This window comes from Helicobacter pylori (assembly GCF_011175115.1).
Lineage (GTDB): Bacteria > Campylobacterota > Campylobacteria > Campylobacterales > Helicobacteraceae > Helicobacter > Helicobacter pylori_DF.
This window is the reverse complement of sequence record NZ_SHOW01000001.1, coordinates 285530-308030: the sequence shown is the minus strand read 5'-3', so window position 1 is coordinate 308030 and position 22501 is coordinate 285530. Positions and strand designations below refer to the sequence as shown.

Annotated in this window: 19 protein-coding genes and 2 pseudogenes; 13 read left to right on the top strand and 8 right to left on the bottom strand. The window is 39.1% G+C overall.

Features of this window, described 5'->3' with window-relative positions; all coding sequences use genetic code 11:
• Window positions 1-7 precede the first annotated feature (7 nt).
• From EXS92_RS01460 to EXS92_RS01450, 3 genes are read right to left on the bottom strand one after another with little or no spacing between them, the layout of a single operon-like run.
• Window positions 8-745 carry a fumarate reductase iron-sulfur subunit gene (locus EXS92_RS01460; RefSeq protein WP_165515323.1) on the bottom strand — a complete coding sequence of 246 codons (738 nt, stop codon included), beginning with the start codon at window positions 743-745 and terminating at the stop codon, window positions 8-10.
• A complete protein-coding gene (locus EXS92_RS01455; RefSeq protein ID WP_165515322.1) occupies window positions 738-2882 on the bottom strand; it encodes a fumarate reductase flavoprotein subunit in 2145 nt (714 codons plus the stop codon). Before EXS92_RS01455 ends, EXS92_RS01460 begins: the two co-directional genes overlap by 8 nt.
• Before the next feature lie 9 nt (window positions 2883-2891).
• Entirely contained in the window at window positions 2892-3659 is a 768-nt protein-coding gene (locus tag EXS92_RS01450; protein WP_001183642.1) for a fumarate reductase cytochrome b subunit, read from the bottom strand.
• A gap of 217 nt (window positions 3660-3876) precedes the next feature.
• Between EXS92_RS01450 and EXS92_RS01445 the strand changes: the two genes are divergently transcribed.
• The 10 genes from EXS92_RS01445 to EXS92_RS01400 all read left to right on the top strand — a co-directional run bounded on the left by EXS92_RS01445 (window position 3877) and on the right by EXS92_RS01400 (window position 11126).
• Window positions 3877-4581, top strand: coding sequence for a triose-phosphate isomerase (locus tag EXS92_RS01445; protein ID WP_165515321.1), 705 nt, complete (start codon window positions 3877-3879; stop codon window positions 4579-4581).
• Between the two features lie 9 nt (window positions 4582-4590).
• Window positions 4591-5418: an enoyl-ACP reductase FabI gene (gene fabI / locus EXS92_RS01440; protein ID WP_077655386.1), complete on the top strand. Its 828-nt coding sequence runs from the start codon at window positions 4591-4593 to the stop codon at window positions 5416-5418.
• Between the two features lie 9 nt (window positions 5419-5427).
• Window positions 5428-6438: a UDP-3-O-(3-hydroxymyristoyl)glucosamine N-acyltransferase gene (gene lpxD / locus EXS92_RS01435; RefSeq protein ID WP_165515320.1), complete on the top strand. Its 1011-nt coding sequence runs from the start codon at window positions 5428-5430 to the stop codon at window positions 6436-6438.
• A gap of 64 nt (window positions 6439-6502) precedes the next feature.
• Complete coding sequence (metK, locus tag EXS92_RS01430) at window positions 6503-7660, top strand: methionine adenosyltransferase (RefSeq protein ID WP_165515319.1); 1158 nt, start codon at window positions 6503-6505, stop codon at window positions 7658-7660.
• 66 nt (window positions 7661-7726) lie between these two features.
• Entirely contained in the window at window positions 7727-8140 is a 414-nt protein-coding gene (gene ndk / locus EXS92_RS01425; RefSeq protein ID WP_165515318.1) for a nucleoside-diphosphate kinase, read from the top strand.
• A 24-nt stretch (window positions 8141-8164) separates the two neighbouring features.
• The gene (locus EXS92_RS01420; protein WP_001945880.1) at window positions 8165-8521 is read left to right on the top strand and encodes a hypothetical protein; all 357 of its coding nucleotides are present in this window, start codon (window positions 8165-8167) and stop codon (window positions 8519-8521) included.
• Window positions 8522-8536: 15 nt separating this feature from the next.
• Complete coding sequence (gene rpmF, locus EXS92_RS01415) at window positions 8537-8683, top strand: 50S ribosomal protein L32 (RefSeq protein ID WP_000290431.1); 147 nt, start codon at window positions 8537-8539, stop codon at window positions 8681-8683.
• Between the two features lie 77 nt (window positions 8684-8760).
• Complete coding sequence (gene plsX, locus EXS92_RS01410; protein ID WP_165515317.1) at window positions 8761-9780, top strand: phosphate acyltransferase PlsX; 1020 nt, start codon at window positions 8761-8763, stop codon at window positions 9778-9780.
• A gap of 24 nt (window positions 9781-9804) precedes the next feature.
• Entirely contained in the window at window positions 9805-10800 is a 996-nt protein-coding gene (gene fabH, locus EXS92_RS01405) for a ketoacyl-ACP synthase III (protein WP_165515316.1), read from the top strand.
• Between the two features lie 23 nt (window positions 10801-10823).
• Complete coding sequence (locus tag EXS92_RS01400; protein WP_001911928.1) at window positions 10824-11126, top strand: hypothetical protein; 303 nt, start codon at window positions 10824-10826, stop codon at window positions 11124-11126.
• Between the two features lie 632 nt (window positions 11127-11758).
• Here EXS92_RS01400 and EXS92_RS07945 read toward each other — a convergent pair.
• Together EXS92_RS07945 and EXS92_RS01395 are read right to left on the bottom strand one after the other, a co-directional pair.
• Window positions 11759-12142 carry a hypothetical protein gene (locus EXS92_RS07945; RefSeq protein WP_097689683.1) on the bottom strand — a complete coding sequence of 128 codons (384 nt, stop codon included), beginning with the start codon at window positions 12140-12142 and terminating at the stop codon, window positions 11759-11761.
• A gap of 15 nt (window positions 12143-12157) precedes the next feature.
• A pseudogene (locus tag EXS92_RS01395) lies at window positions 12158-15301 on the bottom strand (AAA family ATPase).
• Between EXS92_RS01395 and EXS92_RS01390 the strand changes: the two are divergent.
• The gene (locus EXS92_RS01390) at window positions 15266-16504 is read left to right on the top strand and encodes an Mrp/NBP35 family ATP-binding protein (RefSeq protein WP_165515315.1); all 1239 of its coding nucleotides are present in this window, start codon (window positions 15266-15268) and stop codon (window positions 16502-16504) included. The pseudogene EXS92_RS01395 and the gene EXS92_RS01390 overlap by 36 nt on opposite strands.
• Before the next feature lie 43 nt (window positions 16505-16547).
• Here the strand turns inward: EXS92_RS01390 and EXS92_RS01385 are convergent, their stop codons facing one another.
• Together EXS92_RS01385 and EXS92_RS08110 are read right to left on the bottom strand one after the other, a co-directional pair.
• Window positions 16548-17624, bottom strand: coding sequence for a glycosyltransferase family 8 protein (locus tag EXS92_RS01385; RefSeq protein ID WP_341848040.1), 1077 nt, complete (start codon window positions 17622-17624; stop codon window positions 16548-16550).
• Window positions 17611-17766 (bottom strand): annotated as a pseudogene (locus EXS92_RS08110) (glycosyltransferase family 8 protein); the annotation flags it as partial. The pseudogene EXS92_RS08110 and the gene EXS92_RS01385, both read right to left, overlap by 14 nt.
• Before the next feature lie 147 nt (window positions 17767-17913).
• On the opposite strand from EXS92_RS08110, the gene hofA reads away from it, so the two are divergent.
• Both hofA and htpG read left to right on the top strand, forming a co-directional pair.
• On the top strand, window positions 17914-19266 hold the full coding sequence (gene hofA / locus EXS92_RS01380; RefSeq protein WP_165515314.1) for an outer membrane beta-barrel protein HofA: 1353 nt from the start codon (window positions 17914-17916) through the stop codon (window positions 19264-19266).
• A gap of 103 nt (window positions 19267-19369) precedes the next feature.
• Window positions 19370-21235, top strand: a complete 1866-nt coding sequence (htpG, locus tag EXS92_RS01375) for a molecular chaperone HtpG (RefSeq protein WP_165515313.1) — start codon at window positions 19370-19372, stop codon at window positions 21233-21235.
• A gap of 203 nt (window positions 21236-21438) precedes the next feature.
• Here the strand turns inward: htpG and hcpA are convergent, their stop codons facing one another.
• A complete protein-coding gene (gene hcpA / locus EXS92_RS01370; RefSeq protein ID WP_165515312.1) occupies window positions 21439-22191 on the bottom strand; it encodes a Sel1-like repeat protein HcpA in 753 nt (250 codons plus the stop codon).
• Window positions 22192-22501 lie beyond the last annotated feature (310 nt).

Genomic DNA, 22501 nt, shown 5'->3' with positions numbered 1-22501 from the left:
AAAGAAATTAGCGGCTTTTACCCACTTTCAACATTCGGTTACGCAAAGTGGCGATACTGCTTTGCAAGGGTAATTCTTTAGGGCAAGTGTCATGGCAAGCGATCAAGCTCATGCACCCAAAAACGCCATCATCATCGCCGACTAACTCATAAAAATCGTCATCGCTTCTTTCATCGTGGCTGTCAATCATGAAACGCATGGCTCTGTTCATGCCAGCAGCTCCAATGAAATTAGGGCGCATGAGTTTAGTCCCGCAAGAAGCGATACAGCACCCGCATTCAATACACCTGTCTAGCTCAAAGACTTCCTGGGCTTCATCAGGCTCAATCCTTTTTTCCGGCTTAGTAATATCCACTTCTTCTTTAGAATGCGCCCAACTTTCCACCCTTTTAGTCATATCGCCAAACCAATCGCCCGTATTCACACTCAAATCTTTAATGAGCGTAAAACTGGGCATGGGCATAAGCGTGATCACGCCGCTTTCAAAGCTAGAAGTTAGGGTTTTACAAGCCAATCTCGGTCTCCCATTAACCATCATCGCGCAAGAGCCGCAAATCCCAGCGCGGCACACAAAATCAAAGCTCAAATCCGGATCTTGATGCTCTCTGATGAGGTTTAAAGCGATAAAGAGCGTCATGGATGGCGTTTCTTTCAATTGATACTCTCTAAAATGCGGCTTACTCACCGCGCTTTGAGGGTCAAATTTTAGCACTCTAATTACAATCGTTCGTTCATTATCACTCATGGTGTTCTCCTTTTAGGTTAGCGTTGTGTTTGTCCAATAAATCATGGACATTGAAAGAATACAAATGTTCCCCCCTAGCTCTCACTTCTTCATCTTCTAAACGCATGTTCCTAGCCTTGTATTTTTCTTGCAATTCAAAAGGCATGAGCGCGTGTTGGACTTCTACCCTATCTTTCCCGAGCTTTTCTAATTCTAAAATCGTTTTCAAAATCTCAGCGTCGCGCTCTTCTTTTTTGGGGTGGGGAATGAAATTGCCCTTTTTGCCATAGCCCCTAAAATCAGGGCTGATTTCCATTTTCATCACATCTAATTCTTCGTATTCAATCGTGGGCATGTCTTGCTCAGCGCTAGGCCAGCTCGCTAAAGTCCGATTAAGCCATTTTTCATCGTCTCTTTTAGGGTAGTCAATCCTAGTGTGAGCCCCTCTGCTTTCAGTGCGCAGTAACGCCCCTTGAGTGATGCAAAGCGCGAGTTTGAGCATTTTTTTGGTGCGGTAAGCGTCTTCTAATTCGGGGTTATTGTGTAAAACCTTGTTTTTCACGCAAATGTTTTTGGAGCGCGCATAAAGTTCTTGCAATTCTTTAAGGGCTTCTTCTAATTTTTTGCCTTCCCTAAAAACGCCCACTTTTTCATCCATGACTTCTTTCATGCGCTCTCTAATCTCATACACGTCTTCCTTGCCTTCATTATGCAACAAGAAATGCATATAATCCTGGCTTTCTTTAATGAAGGCTTCAACTTTTTGCGTGTTGATTTCAATTTGCGCTTCCAAACAATGTGAGGCGAAATAATCCCCTATGATCATGCCAGCGACAACCGCTTCGCTCACGGAATTACCCCCTAAGCGGTTAAACCCATGCAAATCCCAGCATGCCGCTTCACCGGCGCAAAACAAGCCTTTTAAATGGGTTTCGCCTTTAGGGTTTGTCCTAACCCCACCCATAGAATAGTGTTGCATGGGCTTTATGGGGATCCAGCCTTTTTGCTTAGCCATCGCTTGCCCGTATTCAGGCTCATTAGCGGGCGCTCCTTGCATGTTGTCTTTGGTTTGCTCCTCGCTATCCGCCGGATCAATGCCCGCAAAAGTCATGGCAATATCGCGCACATCTCTCAAGTTTTTTTCCACATGGTTACGCCCTAAAATAGCAATATCCAGCCACACATGATCCCCATAAGGCGATTTGGCTCCATAGCCTTTTTGGATATGCTCTAAAATCCGCCTTGAGACCACATCCCTACTCGCAAGCTCTTTTTTCTCCGGCTCATAAGCGGGCATGAAGCGTCTGCCAAACTTGTCTCTTAAAACCCCTCCATCGCCCCTACAACCTTCAGTCATTAAAATCCCGCTAGGCACTAAAGCGGTAGGGTGGAATTGCACCGCTTCCATATTCCCTAATTTAGCCACGCCGGTTTCTAAAGCGCTCGCCGCCCCGGCTCCATCGCAAATCACGGCGTTAGTGGTGTGTTTATACACGCGCCCATAACCTCCGGTAGCTAAAAGCGTGCCTTTAGAAACATACGCTGAAATTTCGCCTGTGATCAAATCCCTTACCACCGCCCCGTAACATTTATTATCATGATGGATGAAAGCGAGCATGTCTTTTCTGTCTTGAATATCCACTTTGTGGTGTAAGGCTTCATTAGCGACCGCATAAAGCATGGTATGCCCTGTAGCATCAGCTGTAAAACATGTGCGCCATTTTTTAGTGCCGCCAAAATCACGGCTTAGAATATAACCATGCCTGTCATCTCTTTCAGTGATAGTTACATGCTCACCATTGACGACCGCAGGCCTATCGCCCTTTTTAATCCTAGTCCAAGGCACCCCCCAACTGGCCAATTCCCTAATGGCTTTAGGAGCAGTGGTTACAAACATTCTGGCCACTTGTTGATCACACCCCCAATCGCTCCCCTTAACCGTGTCTAAAAAGTGCAAATCTTCATTATCGCCCTCGCTTTTTTTAGCGTTCGCAAGGCTCGCTTGCATGCCCCCTTGAGCGGCCGCCGAGTGCGAACGCCTGACGGGCACTAGGCTTAAAACGATGGTGTTTAAACCCTTTTGTTTGCATGCGATACTAGCCCTTAACCCGGCCAATCCGCCTCCAATAATTAGCGCATCACAATATGTTATTTTCATTTTCTACCCTTATTCTTTGTGGAATTTCCCATCAGCTTCTATGGCTTCTTGCATGGTTTTAATGCCATTGTCCTTATTTTCTAAACCTTTTTTAATGTAAGCCCCATAGGTGCAAAGCCCTAAAACAATGAAAAACACGCTCATCGCCCATTTGACTTTCCTCAAGCCTTGAATGCTCACGTTCTTAAACCACCCCCATTTAATCGCTAAGCGATACAACCCGATAGAGCCATGCAATTCTACGGCAAACAATAAGAAAATATACAAAAGCCAAAAGTTTTGCGTTACAAAACGATAGCTTGAGCCATGAGGCCCAATGCTTTCAGGCTCTGTGAGCATGACAAACAGGTGGATACTCGCTAAGAAAAACATCGCAAACCCAGTTAAAGCTTGAATAAACCACAAACTCGTATCGCCATGCTTCATCAAATGCTTATGGGTTTTAAAAACCTTGTATTGCCGATAATTGATAGGGAATTTTCTCAAGGCTAAAAAAGCATGCGCGACTAAAATAAGAATAACTCCTGCTGCAACCACGCTCACAATAGCCGGCTCGCCCGCTTTCAAAAACAGGCTCCCTTCAAAAAATTTCGCCACTTTATACATGGCTTCATCGCTAATCAAGATACTAGAGACCAAAAACATGTGCGCTATCATAAAGAGCGCTAAAATCAAGCCTGTAGCACTCTGTAAAAAATCCAGCTTAGCGTAAATACCGCTCTTTTTAAGCCCTTTACTAGCGCCATAATAACCCTCTATAATCTCTTCTTGTTGCATAAAAACTGCTCCTAAAAACTCAAATTTAACCTGAATCGCTTGACGCAAAAACACTGCCCTAATTTTACTACATTTGAAATAATTTTTCTTAATAAGCTGATCTTAAATTGGGAAAAAAATTCAATTCAAGGGGGCTATTGTTTAAAATTTACATTTTTTAAACGCTATATAGGTATAATAAGGGATAGTTACCACCTAATAAAATAAGGATCATTCAATGACAAAAATTGCCATGGCTAATTTTAAATCCGCTATGCCTATTTTTAAAAGCCATGCGTATTTAAAAGAATTAGAAAAAACTTTAAAGCCGCAGCATTTTGATAGGGTGTTTGTGTTCCCTGATTTTTTGGGGTTATTGCCTAATTCGTTTTTGCATTTCACTTTAGGAGCGCAAAACGCTTACCCTAAGGATTGTGGGGCTTTTACCGGTGAAATCACTTCCAAGCATTTAGAAGAATTGAAAATCCACACGCTTTTAATAGGGCATAGCGAGAGGCGAGCGCTTTTAAAGGAAAGCCCTAGCTTTTTGAAAGAAAAGTTTGATTTTTTTAAAAGTAAAAATTTTAAAATTGTCTATTGCATCGGCGAAGAATTAACGACCAGAGAAAAGGGTTTTAAGGCTGTAAAGGAATTTTTAAATGAGCAATTAGAAAATATTGATCTTAATTATCCTAATTTAGTGGTGGCGTATGAGCCTATTTGGGCGATTGGCACCAAAAAAAGCGCGTCTTTAGAAGATATTTACCTCACGCATGGTTTTTTAAAACAAATCTTAAATCAAAAAACGCCTTTATTGTATGGGGGGAGCGTGAATGCGCAAAACGCTAAAGAAATTTTAGGGATTGATAGCGTGGATGGCTTATTGATTGGGAGTGCGTCTTTGGAATTAGAAAATTTTAAAACAATCATTTCATTTTTATAAAGGAAAATCATGGGATTTTTAAAAGGTAAAAAAGGGCTTATTGTAGGGGTGGCAAACAATAAATCCATCGCTTATGGGATCGCTCAATCTTGCTTCAATCAAGGGGCTACTTTGGCTTTCACTTATTTGAATGAGAGCTTAGAAAAGCGCGTGAGGCCTATCGCGCAGGAATTGAATAGCCCCTATGTGTATGAATTGGATGTGAGCAAAGAAGAGCATTTCAAGTCGCTATACAATAATATTAAGCAAGATTTAGGCTCATTGGATTTTATCGTTCATAGCGTGGCCTTTGCCCCTAAAGAGGCTTTAGAGGGGAGCTTATTAGAAACTTCTAAAAGCGCGTTTAATACCGCTATGGAAATTTCTGTTTATTCTTTAATAGAGCTGACAAACACTCTAAAACCTTTATTGAATAACGGAGCGTCTGTTTTGACTCTAAGCTATTTGGGTAGCACCAAATACATGGCGCATTACAATGTGATGGGGTTGGCTAAAGCGGCCCTAGAGAGTGCGGTGCGTTATTTAGCGGTGGATTTAGGCAAGCATAACATAAGGGTGAATGCCCTATCGGCCGGGCCTATTAGGACGCTCGCTTCTAGTGGGATCGCTGATTTTAGGATGATTTTAAAATGGAATGAAATCAACGCCCCTTTAAGAAAAAATGTGAGTTTAGAAGAAGTGGGTAATGCTGGGATGTATTTGCTCTCTAGCTTGTCTAGTGGGGTGAGTGGGGAAGTGCATTTTGTGGATGCTGGCTATCATGTCATGGGCATGGGGGCTGTGGAAGAAAAAGATAATAAAGCTACGCTATTGTGGGATTTGCATAAAGAACCATAAGGGGTATTGATGAAATTAAGCGAATTGTTGAGCACCTATTCTATTGAAACGGAATTTTCAAACGATTTTGAAGTGCATGCTTTAGCGGAATTGGATAAGGCCACGCCTAATGATATTAGCTATATTGACCAAGCACGTTACCTTAAACTTTTAAAAGATTCAAAAGCCGGGGCGGTGTTTATCCGTAAAAAAGAATCTTCTAAAGTGCCAAAACACATGCAAGCTTTAATCGTAGATAACCCGCATTTAGCCTTTGCCAAAGCTTCGCATGCCTTTAAAATCCCTTTTTTTAAAAACCCACAAAGCGTGAATGAGCCTAAACATTTTGAAAAAGTAACGATCATGCCTAATGTGATGATTGGAGAGGGCGTAGAAATTGGCGAAAACTCTTTGATTTATCCGGGCGTGGTGATCGCTGATGGAGTCAAAATCGGTAAAAATTGTGTTTTGTATCCTCGTGTGATTTTGTATCAAAACACGATTTTAGAAGACAATGTTACTATCCATGCAGGCAGTGTGATTGGAGGCGATGGCTTTGGTTATGCGCACACCGCTTTAGGAGAGCATGTCAAAATTGAGCATGTGGGGATTGTTAGGATTCAAAAAAATGTAGAAATTGGAGCTAACACGGCGATTGATAGGGCGGTGTTTGGTGAGACTTTGATTAAAGAGGGCGTTAAGATTGATAACCTGGTTCAAATCGGGCATAATTGCGTTTTAGGCGAGCACAGCATCGTTGTTTCTCAAGTGGGTTTGAGCGGCTCTACAACCACCGGCCGTAATGTGGTTTTTGGCGGGCAAGTGGGCATTGGGGGGCATTTGCATGTGGGCGAATTCACTCAAATTGGGGGTAAAAGCGCGGTGGGTAAAGACTTGCCCCCTAACACTAATTTTGCCGGAGCGATCCCTGCTATGGAAATCCATGAATGGCACCATTTCCTGGCTCATTTACGAACGAATTTCAGAAAACAGCAAAAAACGAGTTTGTTGCAAAAAGCTAAAGGGTTTTTTAAGTCTTAAAGAATGAAATAAGCTATAATAAGCCCATTTTGAATACGAATGATTATTTTAATAAGGACAATCAATGAAAGATAGTTTTCTTTTCACTTCTGAATCAGTAACCGAGGGGCATCCTGATAAAATGGCTGATCAAATCAGCGATGCGGTTTTAGATTACATTATTGAGCGCGATCAAAAAGCCAAAGTCGCATGCGAGACTTTAGTTTCTAATGGTTTTTGCATGATCACTGGCGAGTTAAAAACTTCTGTTTATGCCCCTATGCAAGAGATTGCAAGAGAAGTGGTTAAAAAGATTGGTTATACAGACGCTCTTTATGGCTTTGATTACAGAAGTGCGGCGGTTTTAAATGGCATTGGCGAGCAAAGCCCTGATATTAATCAAGGCGTGGATAGAGAAGATGGCGAGATTGGGGCAGGGGATCAAGGGCTTATGTTTGGTTATGCGTGCAAGGAGACTGAAACGCTCATGCCCTTACCCATTCATTTAGCGCACCAGCTCACTTTCGCTCTGGCTCAAAAAAGAAAAGACAACACCTTGCCTTTTTTAAGGCCTGATGGCAAGTCTCAAGTGAGCGTGTGTTATGAAAACAACAAGCCTGTAAGCATTGATACGATTGTCATTTCCACCCAACATTCCCCAGAAGTTTCGCAAAAACATTTAAAAGAAGCGGTGATTGAAGAGATCGTGTATAAGGTTTTACCCAAAGAATATTTGCATGACAATATCAAGTTTTTTGTCAATCCTACAGGAAAATTCGTTATCGGTGGGCCGCAAGGCGATGCGGGTTTAACAGGCAGAAAAATCATCGTGGACACTTATGGGGGGAGTTGCCCGCATGGCGGGGGAGCGTTTAGCGGGAAAGACCCTAGTAAAGTGGATAGGAGCGCGGCTTATGCGGCCCGCTATGTGGCTAAGAATTTGGTAGCGAGTGGGGTTTGCGATAAAGCGACCGTGCAGCTTGCTTATGCGATTGGGGTGATAGAGCCGGTGTCTGTTTATGTGAACACGCATAACACGAGCAAGTATTCAAGCACGGAGCTAGAAAAATGCGTGAAATCGGTTTTCAAACTCACGCCAAAAGGCATTATTGAAAGCTTGGATTTATTAAGACCCATTTATTCGCTCACTTCAGCTTATGGGCATTTTGGGCGAGAATTAGAGGAATTTACTTGGGAAAAAACCAACAAAGCCGAAGAGATTAAAGCGTTCTTTAAGCGTTAAAAAAATGTTTTAAGGGTAATATTTTAAAAAATTTTTGTATAATCAACAATTCACAAGGAGTTTAAATTGAAACAAAGAACGCTGTCTATTATTAAGCCTGATGCACTTAAGAAAAAAGTGGTAGGCAAAATCATTGATCGCTTTGAGAGTAACGGCTTGGAAGTGATTGCGATGAAACGCTTGCATTTGAGCGTGAAAGACGCTGAAAACTTTTATGCGATCCATAGAGAGAGGCCTTTTTTTAAAGATTTAATAGAATTTATGGTCAGTGGTCCGGTGGTGGTTATGGTTTTAGAGGGCCAAGATGCGGTGGCTAAAAACAGAGATCTTATGGGAGCGACTGATCCCAAACTCGCTCAAAAAGGCACTATCAGAGCGGATTTTGCTGAAAGCATTGACGCTAATGCGGTGCATGGGAGCGATAGCTTGGAAAACGCGCACAATGAAATCGCTTTCTTTTTTGCCGCTAGAGAGTTTTAAGATTTAAGGGCGTTTTAATTAAGCATGCAATTTGAAATGCGTAAAATCGCTTTTAATGCGCCTAAAGCGTTTTCTTTAGAGCATGAGGGAGTGGTTTTAGAGGGCGAAGTTGTGCGGGTGGGAGCGAAATTGTTTCGCTTGAAAGCGTGCCTTAAGGGTGAATTGATGCTTGTTTGTGATACAAGCGGTAAAGAGTTTAAAAAAAGCCTTGATGAGTCGTTGGTTTTGCATATTTCAGACGGGTTGTGGGATACGCAAAGCCAAAGTTTGGATTTTGATAATTTAGATGTTATTGAATCTTTCAATGGTTTTATTGATTTGAGCGAAATTTTACGCTCTGAAGTGGAGTCTATTAAATTAGACTACCATTATGCAGATTGAAATGAAGGAGAATTTATGGCAGTACCTGATAGAAGAGTGAGTAAAACAAGAGCGGCAAAAAGACGCACGCATTATAGCGTTAAGTTGGCTAAACCTGTGAAAGCCAAAGATGGCACTTGGAAGCTCCCCCATCATATTAACAAATTTACTAAAGAATACTAAGATAAAAGCTATCTTTAATGATAGGGAGTATTTTAAAGGATTGCAACGGATTGCAACAAGCCTTTTAAGGACGCATGATGAAAATTGTAATAGACTTAATGGGGGCTGACCATGGGGTTTTACCCATTATTGAGGGAGTCTCAAGGGCTTTAGAGAATAAGAGTTTTAGCGTGGTTTTAGTGGGGGATAAAGACAAAGCGACCCCTTTTATTTCTAAAGAGTTAGCCAGCAAAGTGGAAATGATCCACACGCAAGATTACATTAAAATGGAAGAAGCCGCCACGGAGGCGATTAAGCGTAAGGAATCTTCCATTTACTTGGGCATGGATATTTTAAAAAATGGGGCTGACGCTTTGATTTCAGCGGGGCATAGCGGAGCGACTATGGGTTTAGCGACCTTGCGTTTAGGGCGTATCAAGGGGGTTGAAAGGCCTGCTATTTGCACTTTAATGCCTAGCGTTGGCAAACGCCCTAGCGTGCTATTAGACGCAGGAGCGAACACGGATTGCAAGCCTGAATATTTGATTGATTTTGCTCTTATGGGGTATGAATACGCTAAAAGCGTGTTGCATTATGATAGCCCTAAGGTGGGTCTTTTGAGTAATGGCGAAGAAGATATCAAAGGGAACATGCTCGTTAAAGAAACGCATAAAATGCTCAAAGCTTACGACTTCTTTTATGGCAATGTGGAGGGGAGCGATATTTTCAAAGGGGTTGTGGATGTGGTGGTTTGCGATGGCTTTATGGGGAATGTGGTCTTAAAGACAACTGAAGGGGTCGCTAGCGCGATAGGCTCTATTTTTAAAGATGAAATTAAAAGCTCTTTTAAATCTAAAATGGGGGCTTTGATGCTTAAGAATGCGTTTGGTATTTTAAAACAAAAAACCGATTACGCTGAATATGGGGGAGCACCGCTTTTAGGCGTGAATAAAAGCGTGATCATCAGCCATGGCAAGAGCAACGTTAGAGCGGTTGAATGCGCGATTTATCAGGCTATTAGCGCTGTTGAAAGTCAGGTTTGTTTGAGGATTACTCAAGCGTTTGAGAGCTTAAAGCCTAGCGTTTCTGCGCATCAAAGTGATCAGCAAGACGCTTAAAGATGACTATTTTAAGGGGATTGAATGGAATTTTACGCCTCTCTTAAATCCATTGCGATGCATGTTCCAAGCGAGTGTGTGAAAAATGCAGAGTTTCAGCAATTTTTGGATACCAGCGATGAATGGATAGAAAAAAGGACTGGTATCAAAGAGCGCCGTTTCGCTAACGATGAAGAAAAAAGCAGCGATTTAGGGGTAATAGCGGCTAAACAGGCCATAGAGAGAGCGCATTTAACTCCACAAGACATTGATTTGGTGGTTGTGGCGACTTTAAGCCCTGATTTTTTAGCCATGCCTTCAACCGCTTGCGTGTTGAGCGCGAAATTAGGCATTGAAAACAAGCCGGCGTTTGATATTTCAGCCGCTTGCACGGGTTTTATTTATTTATTATCGGTGGCTAAGGCTTATGTTGAGAGCGGGATGTATGAAAATGTGCTGATTGTGGGGGCAGAAAAAACGAGCAGCGTGTTAGATTTTAAAGATAGGGGGACTTGTATTTTATTTGGCGATGGGGCTGGGGCGTGCGTGATAGGCAGGACCAAGCGTTTAAAAGAAAGCGTTTTAGATGTGCAGATTTCAGCGAATGGGAATTTTTCTAATTATCTCTATACGCCAAGGACTCTAAAACCCACGCCCTTTAACTCTAAAGAAGAAACTTTAGAGCCTTTTTTATGTATGAAAGGCAATGAAGTGTTCAAACTAGCGGTCAAAACGCTTTTAAAAGATGTGGAAACGATCTTAGAAAAAAACGCTCTCAAACCTGAAGATGTGCGTTTGTTCATCCCGCATCAAGCTAATTTTAGGATCATTCAAGCGGTGCGAGAGCATTTGGATTTTAAAGATGAGCAAGTGGTTTTAACCGTGCATAAATACGGCAACACTTCAGCAGCCAGTATCCCTATGGCCATGTGTGAAGCTTATGAAGAGGGGCGTTTGAAAAAGGGCGATTTAATGCTTTTAGACGCTTTTGGTGGGGGATTGACTTGGGGTTCAGCGTTGGTGTATTTTGGAGGAAGTTAAGAAAAGATTGAAGGAATATTTTGATGAAAAAGGTTGTTTTTTTATTGTTAGTCATGCTAGGGGGTTTAGAAGCACAAAGTACTTATTGTAGTGATCATTGTGAAGGCACGCCAGATAGCCGTATCCCTCCTATGGGGTTTCATTTCAGTTTTGTGCATTCAGTGAAATATTACTTGCAAGACCCACAAGAGCGCGATCACAAGCTTAAAAAATGCCATGAAGCCTTTGATTCGACGCTTAAGGTTAATTTTATCACGAAGTCTTTTAAAAAGGATTGCAAGCATGCGCAAATGGCTTTAGAGCAAGCTCAAAAAGGGACTCCATAAAAGGGGTTTCTTTAGGGATTTTATTTCTTATAGCAGAAATTATTTTTAAAATAAAAGACAAATAATGTTTAGGGGCTAGTAGTTATTTTAATACCTATTGTTATTATTGGGTTAGTATTAACAGCTATTAGAGCTACCATAATGGCATTTAAGGGCGAGATACTGACGATGAAGTTGAGAGTGATGGGTTTTTTAGTAGAATATGGGATAAATTCGTTGAATATCTCGGCTCTATTCTAGTTGCTATAATAATGTTTTTTCCTTATATAATTGGACCAGTTATCGCTTTAATTTTTATATTTTTTTGAAACCAATTCTTCCAATGACTAGTAGCGCCTTAACCAAAAACTCAACCAACAACCCATTGAGAACCTAATATAGAAATTAATATTCTTTAGTCTGTTTTTTTAAAAAAGGGGGCTTTGGTTGATTTATTTTATGGCAAACTTTTAAAGGGATAGGGGGATATTTTGCACTTTAATATCCCTTTAACCCCCAACTAAATCCCCCCTAACCCCATAATACCGCATTACAAGAAATTACCGCTTGCTAAACAAACTTTTTGATATTAAAAAAGTTTTTAGCGTTTTTAAATTTTATCACCAACACCCCATTAGAACAAAAACCAAATTTTATTTGGAAAATTTGTGGTAATACTCGCCCTTGTCCGTGATGATTTTAACTTCTAACAATTGGTTAGGCTTGCAATCCAAGCGGTAAAATATCTGTTGTGAGTATTTTAACTCATGATCAAAGAGTTTTTCTTTTTTAAACTTATCGCCCAATTTGGGTTCTACTTTTTTAGTCGCTTCGCATGAATTTCCCCTATTGACAATAAGGTTTTTAATCACCACCGGTTCATCGTTCATGGAAGTGATGCTTAAAAGACTAGAATCCGTCATTTTCCCCATGAGTTTCCCCCCAGTCGCGCGATAATCCAGCTTGAAATCCAAATCCTTTGCCCCCGCATAAACACCGCTTATCATTAGCAAGCTCAAACACATCTTTTTAAACATCAAAATCCTTTCACTTTATAATATTTGTGGGGTATTATAATCAAATTTGATATATTCTTTTTTAATCGTTGGGTTATTGCACTCTTTTTTTATCCACTCAAACAATTTTAGAAAATTCTTTTTTGTTTCTTCGCTCACTACATCGTCTTTCCCGCTATACAAGAGCCTTGTTTTGAACGCCATGGCCAATTCCATGCGCTTGTTTTTGGCGTATTCTTTTTTATCGTTTACGCTGAAACAATTTTCAATTTGTTTGAAATTCTCATCGCATTTTGAGAGTTGTAAGATGGTGATGGGATTACCCAAATACTTATTAGCCCTTTTAAATCGTTCGCTCGTTGCGTTTTGGTCAGAATCGCATTTTCTGTCATCGTCTATCAAAACAATGGGGTGATTGTCTAACTCGCAGAGTTTTTGAATGGTTTCTTTCATCTCGTTTGGATTGTTTTTAAGCCCTGAAATGGGTAAGAAAGTGAAAGGAATGGGGTTGTCTTTGTATTCTTTGTAGCACTCATTGAAATGCAATTTAAAAGCGCTCAAATAGCAATAATCGGTGATGCCTTCTACAAAGATGATTCGGTGTTTTTGGGGGTTGTGAAAAACATGCTGACCCACCCCTAAAGAACGCTTGATTTGATACAAGGCATCGGAGTCTTTGCTCGCATTATTTAGGGGATAGTTAAAGTGATTCTTAATTACAGAGTCTTCTGTTTCTTTTTCTACAATCCTTATTTCATCTAAATGATCCGTATCCACCAAAAAGGGGTCATGGGTGGCTAAAACAAAAGTGACATGATTTTTATGAGCGTATTCTTTTAAAAATCTCCTGAATTCCTTTCTGGCTGGCACGCTCAAATGAGTGGCTGGCTCGTCCATGACATAGATGATATTCTTGTTAAAACTAAAATCTGATCCCACATTGTAGAGAAAACCAAACATGAAATTAAACGCCCATTGGAAGCCGGTGCTTTGCTGGCTTAAGATGATTGGCTCATTTTGATCGTGGGATTTTCTGCAATCATAAACTTCAAGTTTTATTTCATATGCCGTGTATTCCTTCTCTTCAGAAAGCTTATTATTGTGTCGGACATGAATTTTTAATTGGTAACTATCTTGAGGGCTATCTTGAGGACTATCTTGATCGATCGCTAAAAGCTCATTAAATTCTTTTGTAATTAAAGAATCTATTTTTAATTGCATGTTGTATTCTAAAATTTCTGCAAAACTTCCTTTAGCAAAAAGAAAACTTGTATCATTCTCAAAAAATTCAAGTTGCAGTATATCGTTATTATCATGCTTACTCTCTATTTTTTGAATTGGAAAAAAATCTTTTGATTGTTTGATCTTTTTTAGTGATTCTTGATCTATTTCTTGCAAGTATTTTTTAGAGATATTGAACGATCCATGACTATCAAAATAGATTTCTAAATCTTTATCAAACTTTATTTTTGATCTTTTATTGAACTCTAAAGGAATCCAAATTTTATTAGGATTAAAGTTTGTTTTATTAAATAACGAAAGCTGAAAAAACCAGTGCCCAGATAATTGGCTAGCAAGACCAGTCTCTTTGGTTGATATGGCTTCAAGGTCATTATCTGTGATTTTTGGCTCTTTGTATTCTTTCATGATTGGCACGAATTTTTCAAATTGATGAGATAAACCATTATTTATATTTAGATGAAAGTTGAACGCTGTATAGGGGTTACACTCTCGGCAATATTCTGCGAACTCAGAAACATTTTTGCTTTGTTTGAATTTTTCCTTGTTTGCTTCAAATTTATCCTTGATTTCACCAATATTTTTAGGGAACAAATAAATGCCACTTTCATTATCTAAAATTTTTATACTCTCCCATAAAGATCTTTGTATTGGTTCAAAAAGATTGCTGTATCTGTATCGCACAATTTCTGAATTGACTAATAAATCTATCTGTTTCAAATAAAACTGACACATCATGGATTTAATATCTTTAGACACATCATTAACGGCATGACTTTCTATATAATTTTTGCATATTTGTTGGATATTTTTGAGTAGATCATTAATCTTATACTCCGGCTCTTCTTCGCTATTGCATTCATTTTTGCAGTCATTTTCAATTTCTCGGATCAATCGCTCTTTTTTTCGCTCAAAATCCTCTCTTGTTTTTTCAAGGTATTTTAAAGAATTTTTAATTTTCTTTTTAAGGTTGCCTATATTTAACCGGAATGTTCTAAATTGCTGTTTAAAATTTTCATTGATAGGGTATTTTTCATCTATTTCTTTAATAATGTCTTTCACTTCAGTTTCTGGTGTGAATTTTGTAAAGTCGGTAGTCTTAAAAATTTCATCTAAACTTTTTAGCTTTTTTAAGATGTCTTCATTTTGTGGTTTGATTTCACCTTCACTAAGTTTTTTGAAATAAGAATAAATTTTTGCTAATTGATTTTATTTGTGTTGCCCCATGACAAAAAATTCATCTGTGTTGTATTTTTTATCAGGCGTATTGCGCTTTATAATTTCTTTGATGCACTGACAAAAATTTTTAATCCCTTCGCTATTACCGCTTACATGTTTGATTAATTCTTTGAAAAACAGATTGTTGGTTGCGTTGGCATATTCAGTTACAAGTTCGCTCAATTTTAATTTTTCTTTGTAAAAATGTAAAAATAATCCTAATGAATTGTAAGAAGTTATAAGATTTATAAAATTACTCACAAGAGTTCAAATATTTGAATAGTCGTTATTGTTAGTGGGAATATAAACGCTGTTGTTACATTGTTCCCCTAAAGCTTCTACATGTTTTTCAAAAGGATAACTGATTAATATTTTTGATAATTCCTTTAATCCCTCGCCAATCTCTTCAGTCTGAATCTTCAAATCCACGCAAGAAAAACCTGTGATTTTGTGATCAAGGATTGCTTCTTCTTCTAAACTTAAAAGGGAATCTTTTTCATGGGCTTTGAAACAATCGTTCTCACTACAAAGTTTAATATCCGCATCATTAAAGATTTTCAAAGCCTCTAAAACATTGCTTTTACCGACATTATTTTCCCCCACTAAAACCACCAACCCCCCATGTTTTTCATCAAAACTTGAATTTAAAAGCAATTCTGTAGGCAAGTTTTTACCCAAATTCCTAAAATGGTGCAATTTCAAAACACGCTTATAAAATTCCATGCTCTATCCTTTAAAAACGCAAACTTAATTTACAATGCAAAATTAAACAAAACATGCTATAAAGAAAATTTAAATACTATCATTTTAAGGATTAAAATGCTCACCCAAGAAGATGTCTTAAACGCGTTAAAAACGATCATCTACCCTAATTTTGAAAAGGATATTGTCAGCTTTGGTTTTGTTAAAAACATCACCTTGCATGACAACCAGTTAGGGCTTTTAATAGAAATCCCCTCAAGCTCTGAAGAAACGAGCGCGATTTTAAGGGAAAATATCTCCAAAGCGATGCAAGAAATAGGCGTGAAAGCTTTAAATTTGGATATTAAAACCCCACCTAAACCGCAAGCCCCAAAGCCCACCACTAAAAATCTGGCTAAAAACATCAAGCATGTGGTCATGATAAGCTCAGGCAAGGGCGGTGTGGGTAAAAGCACCACCAGCGTGAATCTAAGCATCGCTTTAGCGAATTTAAACCAAAAAGTGGGGTTATTGGACGCTGATGTGTATGGCCCTAATATCCCTAGAATGATGGGCTTGCAAAACGCTGATGTAATCATGGATCCTAGCGGTAAAAAACTCATTCCTTTAAAAGCTTTTGGCGTTTCTGTGATGAGCATGGGGCTTTTGTATGATGAGGGGCAGAGTCTCATTTGGAGAGGGCCAATGCTCATGCGAGCGATTGAGCAGATGCTAAGCGATATTATTTGGGGGGATTTAGATGTGTTGGTGGTGGATATGCCCCCAGGAACAGGCGATGCGCAGCTCACGCTAGCCCAAGCCGTGCCTTTGAGCGCAGGAATCACCGTTACCACGCCTCAAATCGTGAGTTTAGATGACGCTAAACGGAGTTTGGACATGTTTAAGAAACTACACATTCCTATTGCGGGCATTGTAGAAAATATGGGGAGTTTCGTGTGCGAGCATTGCAAGAAAGAGAGTGAGATTTTTGGCTCAAATTCCATGAGTGGATTATTAGAGGCTTATCGCACGCAGATTTTAGCCAAGCTCCCTTTAGAGCCTAAAGTGCGTCTAGGGGGGGATAAGGGCGAACCGATTGTGATTTCTCACCCCACTAGCGTGAGCGCTAAGATTTTTGAAAAAATGGCAAAGGATTTGAGCGCGTTTTTAGACAAAGTAGAAAGGGAAAAATTAGCCGATAATAAGGACATCCAGCCCACGCAAACGCATGCTTATTCGCATTAGTTTTGAAAGGGGGTTTAAAAAACCCTTAATTTTGAAAGGGGGTTTAAAAAACCCTTTTAATCAATCGTTTCACTTTTTGTTTGGCTTTAAAAAGCAAAAATTCTATAAGGAGTTTAGAAGAAAGCCTGGGCAGAAGGAATTCAAAAGAATACCGCTTGTCTGAAAAAGATAAGGCTTTCTTAAGAGCGTGGATTTCTTGGGTTTCTTTGTCTTTGTTTTGAAGGGATTCAAAGAGGTGATCTAAAAAGGGAGCGTTAAAATAGGCGTTTTTAAAAGGCGTTTCAATCAACACTTCATGCCATTTTTTCGCGCCAATGACGCTTAAGAGTTTCCAAGGTTTATCGCCCCAAAAATGCAGCATGCGCGCTTCTTTGATGCTAGGGAATGATGGCGTATCAAGGAAACTGGGGTGGGCGTTGTATGAATTAGGGAATGATGGCGTATCAAGGAAACTGGGGTGGGCGTTGTATGAATAAGGCAGTTCCAAAATCCTACCACGGCACACAAAACACAAAGCATCTTGATCGGTAAATAAAAGTTTTTCGTTTTTCAAAATGAAAAAGGCAATCAATTGGTTTTCCAGATTTTCTTCACGCCACAATTTTAAATTTAAGGCTAAAAACCCTGCGTTAAAGTAGTTGTCAAAAAGGATTTGCGCTTCTTCTAAGTTAGGGAAAGCGTCAGCAACGCCGATAGTTTTTGCGTGCATTTGGCGTAATTCGTATAAATCCTTAGCCGAATTCCTGTTTATAGCGATCAAATCTTTTTCCCTCACAGCCCCAAAATAATGCGTTTCAAGGGGGATAAAAAAGCTCTCGCTCATATCATTCACAAACAAAGTGTCCACATCAAACATGATCATCTTATCGTATTGGGGGAAAAGGGAAGCGAAAAAGAAACGGCACATGATCATTTTAGAAAAGCGTTTTTGCGAAAAAGCATTGAGTTTTAAATACAATTTTTTAATTTCACTCGCTATTAAAAGATCAAGTTTGCGGTAATTATGGCGTGGTTCTAATCCTTCATTAGAAATATCCAAAAACTCTATACTGGAAAAAGCGCTAAAAGGAGCGATCGTTTCTTCTAATTTGGCTATATTTTCTAGGCTTAAATCCTCCACTAAACAATGGATTTGATAAAAGAGTTTTACTCTCTCTCTCTCTCTCTCGTTTGGCGTGCGCTAGCATGGAATACAAGCTCACACCAGCAGGGATACAATAATTATTATCAAAAGTCACCACAATAGGGATAATCTCTTGCATGCGCAGTCCTTAAATCTTTAAATTGAACCCGCTAAAAAGGGGGTGATTTGTAATCTTATCGTTTTTTTTTTTTTTTCAAAACCAAAATGGTGAGTTTGTTTTATGGCATAATATTAGACTTCAATAAAAAAGGTGTTTGATAAAAGGGTGCTTAATCAAAAAGTTTGGCTAGGGTTTTTAGCTTTGCATGGGGTTTTTCTCAGTGCTTTTGAGTATCAAGTGAGTGCGAGAGTGGGATCGTTTTCGCGCATCGCTTTCAACCAATCAGTCATCAATTCCAAAAAAGGGATTTACCCTACAGGGAGTTATGTAACCACTACCGGGGCTTTACAAGTTGATTCTAGTTTGCTCCCTAAAGGGATTGAAAACCACAAATTGGGTTTTGGGGTGGGGGGCGAAATAGGAGCGTTAGCTTATGATTCCACGAAGTTTTTGATTGATGAAGCCAACCCTAAGGCAGGGTTTCAGCCGGCGAACTGGTATTATATGGGGCGATGGGAGGGCTATTTGATGCAACACAGCCAAAATTGGACCAGAGAGCAAAAGGCTCAAAACGCCAGGCCTTATGTGTTATACAATTTGTATTTAGATTATCAGTATAAGGATATTTTTGGGATTAAATTAGGGCGTTACCCTTCTAAGGCTTTGTTTTTGAGTGGGTTTAATCAAGGGTTTGAGCTTTTTTACCGGTGGAAAAAGTTTAAGATAGTGTGGTTTAGCACCTTTGGAAGGGCTTTAGCCAATGAGCAATACATTAGGGATTTTTACGCCCCTGTCAATTACAAGCAAAAAATCAACTACGGCATGCACAATTTCAATCTCATTTACGAAAATAAATACATTAGGATCGCGCCTTTTATTTGGTTTTACCCTAAGAATTTTAACGCTCCTGGATTTGAAATCACCCATGACACAAAGTCTTATTGGAAATCTCTTTGGCGCATCCAAACGACTTTTTACGCGTGGTTTCCTCTCTATAGCGATTATTTGTCTAAAGATTATTATAGAGCCGCTTTAGTGGGTAAAAAAAGCGCGGCTTTGTTTGTGTTTCAAAGAGTGAATTTCCGCTCTTATCGTTTTGGCTGGAGCGTGTATAAGAATTTTGGGAACGCGAGCGTTCAATTAGGTTGGAATGGCTCGCCCATTGATCCTTTTTATGATACGAAAGATGACACCCCTTATGAAGACGCTTATTCCAATTTTTACAACGCTAATTCCATAACGATTAACGCTTTTGTAGGGAAGAGCATTAAAAATCTTTTGGTGCAATTGTATGGGAAATTGACCTATTCCCCAAGGGCTGATGCGCAAAGCTTAGGGGTTACTTTTAAATATAACCTTAAAAAACATATCTATTTCATGCTAATGGTTAATGGCTATCAAATCACGATGCATAAGGGTTATAAGGTAGGGTTTTTTACAAGCGGTTACAACCCTGATTTCGCTCAAACCATTCAAAATAGAAGCTATTTGATGAGTTCTATGAGTTATCGTTTTTAAGGAATTAAACATTCTTTCATGTTCTTTTTTAAGCCATAGTATCCCCCTTTTAAGCGCGCTTTTATTGTATAATCTTAAAAATTTTATTAAAGGAAAAAGTTCAATGTCTAACCAAGAATACACCTTTCAAACTGAAATCAACCAGCTTTTGGATTTGATGATCCACTCTTTGTATTCTAATAAAGAGATTTTTTTAAGAGAGTTGATTTCTAACGCGAGCGACGCTTTGGACAAGCTGAATTATTTGATGCTAACCGATGAGAAATTAAAAGGGCTCAATACCACGCCTAGCATTCATTTGAGTTTTGATACCCAGAAAAAGACCTTAACGATTAAAGATAATGGTATAGGCATGGATAAAAGCGATCTCATCGAGCATTTAGGCACGATCGCTAAATCAGGCACGAAGAGTTTTTTAAGCGCTTTGAGTGGGGATAAGAAAAAGGATAGCGCCTTAATTGGCCAATTTGGCGTGGGCTTTTATTCGGCGTTCATGGTAGCGAGTAAGATTGTCGTTCAAACCAAAAAAGTTACCAGCGAGCAAGCTTATGCATGGGTGAGCGATGGTAAGGGCAAGTTTGAAATCAACGAATGCGTCAAAGAGGAGCAAGGCACAGAAATCACCCTCTTTTTAAAAGAAGAAGATTCTCATTTTGCGAGCCGTTGGGAGATTGATAGCATTGTTAAAAAGTATTCTGAGCATATCCCTTTCCCTATTTTTTTAACTTACACCGATACGAAATTTGAGGGCGAAGGGGATAATAAAAAAGAAGTTAAAGAAGAAAAATGCGATCAGATCAATCAAGCGAGCGCTTTATGGAAAATGAATAAGAGCGAATTGAAAGACAAAGATTACAAAGACTTTTACCAATCGTTTGCGCATGATAACAGCGAGCCTTTGAGCTATATCCATAATAAAGTGGAAGGCTCTTTAGAATACACAACGCTTTTTTACATCCCTAGCAAAGTGCCCTTTGATTTGTTTAGGGTGGATTATAAAAGCGGGGTCAAGCTCTATGTTAAAAGGGTGTTTATCACTGATGATGACAAAGAATTGTTGCCCTCTTATTTGAGGTTTGTTAAAGGCGTGATTGACAGCGAAGATTTGCCCTTGAATGTGAGCCGTGAAATCTTACAGCAAAACAAGATTTTAGCCAATATCCGTTCAGCTTCAGTGAAAAAGATTTTAAGCGAGATTGAACGCTTGAGCAAAGATGAAAAAAATTACCATAAATTCTATGAGCCTTTTGGGAAAGTGTTAAAAGAAGGCTTGTATGGGGATTTTGAAAACAAAGAAAAACTTTTAGAATTGTTAAGATTCTATTCTAAAGACAAAGGAGAATTGATTTCTTTAAAAGAATACAAAGAAAATTTAAAAGAAAATCAAAAAAGCATTTACTACCTTTTAGGCGAAAATTTAGACTTATTAAAGGTGTCTCCGCTTTTAGAAAAATACGCTCAAAAAGGCTATGATGTTTTGTTATTGAGCGATGAAATTGATGCGTTTGTGATGCCAGGCGTGAACGAATACGATAAAACGCCTTTTAGAGACGCTAGCCATAGCGAGAGTTTGAAAGAGCTTGGCTTGGAAGAAATCCATGATGAGGTGAAAGATCAGTTTAAAGATTTAATCAAAGCGTTTGAAGAAAATCTTAAAGATGAGATTAAGGGCGTAGAGCTTTCTAATCATCTCACTTCAGCGGTGGCTTTAATAGGCGATGAACCAAATGCGATGATGGCTAATTGGATGCGTCAAATGGGGCAAAGCGTGCCTGAAAGCAAGAAAACGCTAGAATTAAACCCTAACCATGCGATTTTACAAAAACTCTTAAAATGCGAAGATAAAGAACAGTTGAGCGCTTTTATCTGGTTGCTTTATGATGGGGCGAAGCTTTTAGAAAAAGGGGCTTTAAAAGACGCTAAAAGTTTTAATGAGCGTTTAAATAGCGTGCTATTAAAGGCGTTGTAGGAAAAAACCCTTTTTAAGGGTTTGAATAAAAACTGCTTAAACCCTTAAAATACCAATCTCAAAACGGCGTTTGGAATGAACGGATTCGATAAAAGTCTTTTATAATCATTAAAAGATTGGTTCGTGGGGTTCGTGTTTTTCATTAAAACATTAAAAAGTGTAAAAGCCAGCTAAACACCGCGTTTAGCTTAACTTCATTGAAATTAAAGTTCTATTTTTAATTCCTTGAGAGCGTCGCATGCTTCTTTAACGCTTGATTTGCAACTTCTTTTAAAGTTTTCTACCGCTTGCTTTTCGTCCTTTGCTGTGCCTTGGGCGTTGTATTGCATAACCCCTAAATTATAACACCCCCTACCATCTTTTAATTCGCATGCCTTAGAATAACGAACGATAGCCTCCTTAAAATTCTTCGCCACACCATACATGTATCCTGCATTAATGCACCCTGGGCTGTCTTTTAACTCACAAGCTTTTTCATACAAATCAAGAGCCTTTCTTAAATCCTTAGGCGTGCCTACGCCATAATGGTGTAGGCTTCCTAAGACCGTACACCCTTCAGCATGGTTCAATTCACAAGATTTAGAGTAATATTGTGAGGCTTTTTTGGCGTCTTTAGAAACGCCTTGTCCGTTATAGTATAAATTGCCTAGTAGGCGGCACCCATAACCATCATTTAATTCACAACCTTTAGTGTAAAATTGAATGGCTTTTTTCAAGTCTTTTCCCACTCCTTTCCCTTCTTCATAAAACGCCCCTAAAAAAACACACCCAAAACCTTCTTTTAACTCACACGCTTTTTCAAAATGCGTTTTAGCTTGAGCGAAATCTTGCTTCTTTGCGCTCTCTATACCTAAATTAACAAGTTCTTTAGCGTTTGGCTCTGCCATTAACCCTCTCAAACACAATGCGCCCAAACACAAGACCCTAAAAAGGGTTTTTTGAACACTTCCTAGCATGATAATCTCCTATTAAAAAAATGTAATCCTTTATAATTATAATCAAATATTGACGATTAAAGCTTTATTGAACCTTTATTGATGAGATGAAGAAAAAAATTATTTTTATTTTAACTGCGTGTTATTTGAGCTTAATTGCTATGCTAAAAGGGATACTTCTAAAGATAGGGCTTAAAAGAGTTTGTCTTAAAAAGTTGGTTGAGCCACCCCTTTAAGAGTGGTTTGGTAAGAGCTTTAAAGAATATTTTTTAACAAAAAAGGGGAACATTATTTAGCAAGCTTTGGTTACTTTGTCAAGCATGACCCCACT

Coding starts and splice junctions, on each gene's coding strand:
- EXS92_RS01460 (WP_165515323.1), bottom strand. CDS start 745: ATGAGTGATAATGAACGAACGATTGTAATTAGAGTGCTAAAATTTGAC.
- EXS92_RS01455 (WP_165515322.1), bottom strand. CDS start 2,882: ATGAAAATAACATATTGTGATGCGCTAATTATTGGAGGCGGATTGGCC.
- EXS92_RS01450 (WP_001183642.1), bottom strand. CDS start 3,659: ATGCAACAAGAAGAGATTATAGAGGGTTATTATGGCGCTAGTAAAGGG.
- EXS92_RS01445 (WP_165515321.1), top strand. CDS start 3,877: ATGACAAAAATTGCCATGGCTAATTTTAAATCCGCTATGCCTATTTTT.
- fabI (WP_077655386.1), top strand. CDS start 4,591: ATGGGATTTTTAAAAGGTAAAAAAGGGCTTATTGTAGGGGTGGCAAAC.
- lpxD (WP_165515320.1), top strand. CDS start 5,428: ATGAAATTAAGCGAATTGTTGAGCACCTATTCTATTGAAACGGAATTT.
- metK (WP_165515319.1), top strand. CDS start 6,503: ATGAAAGATAGTTTTCTTTTCACTTCTGAATCAGTAACCGAGGGGCAT.
- EXS92_RS01420 (WP_001945880.1), top strand. CDS start 8,165: ATGCAATTTGAAATGCGTAAAATCGCTTTTAATGCGCCTAAAGCGTTT.
- rpmF (WP_000290431.1), top strand. CDS start 8,537: ATGGCAGTACCTGATAGAAGAGTGAGTAAAACAAGAGCGGCAAAAAGA.
- plsX (WP_165515317.1), top strand. CDS start 8,761: ATGAAAATTGTAATAGACTTAATGGGGGCTGACCATGGGGTTTTACCC.
- fabH (WP_165515316.1), top strand. CDS start 9,805: ATGGAATTTTACGCCTCTCTTAAATCCATTGCGATGCATGTTCCAAGC.
- EXS92_RS01400 (WP_001911928.1), top strand. CDS start 10,824: ATGAAAAAGGTTGTTTTTTTATTGTTAGTCATGCTAGGGGGTTTAGAA.
- EXS92_RS07945 (WP_097689683.1), bottom strand. CDS start 12,142: ATGTTTAAAAAGATGTGTTTGAGCTTGCTAATGATAAGCGGTGTTTAT.
- EXS92_RS01390 (WP_165515315.1), top strand. CDS start 15,266: ATGGTGCAATTTCAAAACACGCTTATAAAATTCCATGCTCTATCCTTT.
- htpG (WP_165515313.1), top strand. CDS start 19,370: ATGTCTAACCAAGAATACACCTTTCAAACTGAAATCAACCAGCTTTTG.
- hcpA (WP_165515312.1), bottom strand. CDS start 22,191: ATGCTAGGAAGTGTTCAAAAAACCCTTTTTAGGGTCTTGTGTTTGGGC.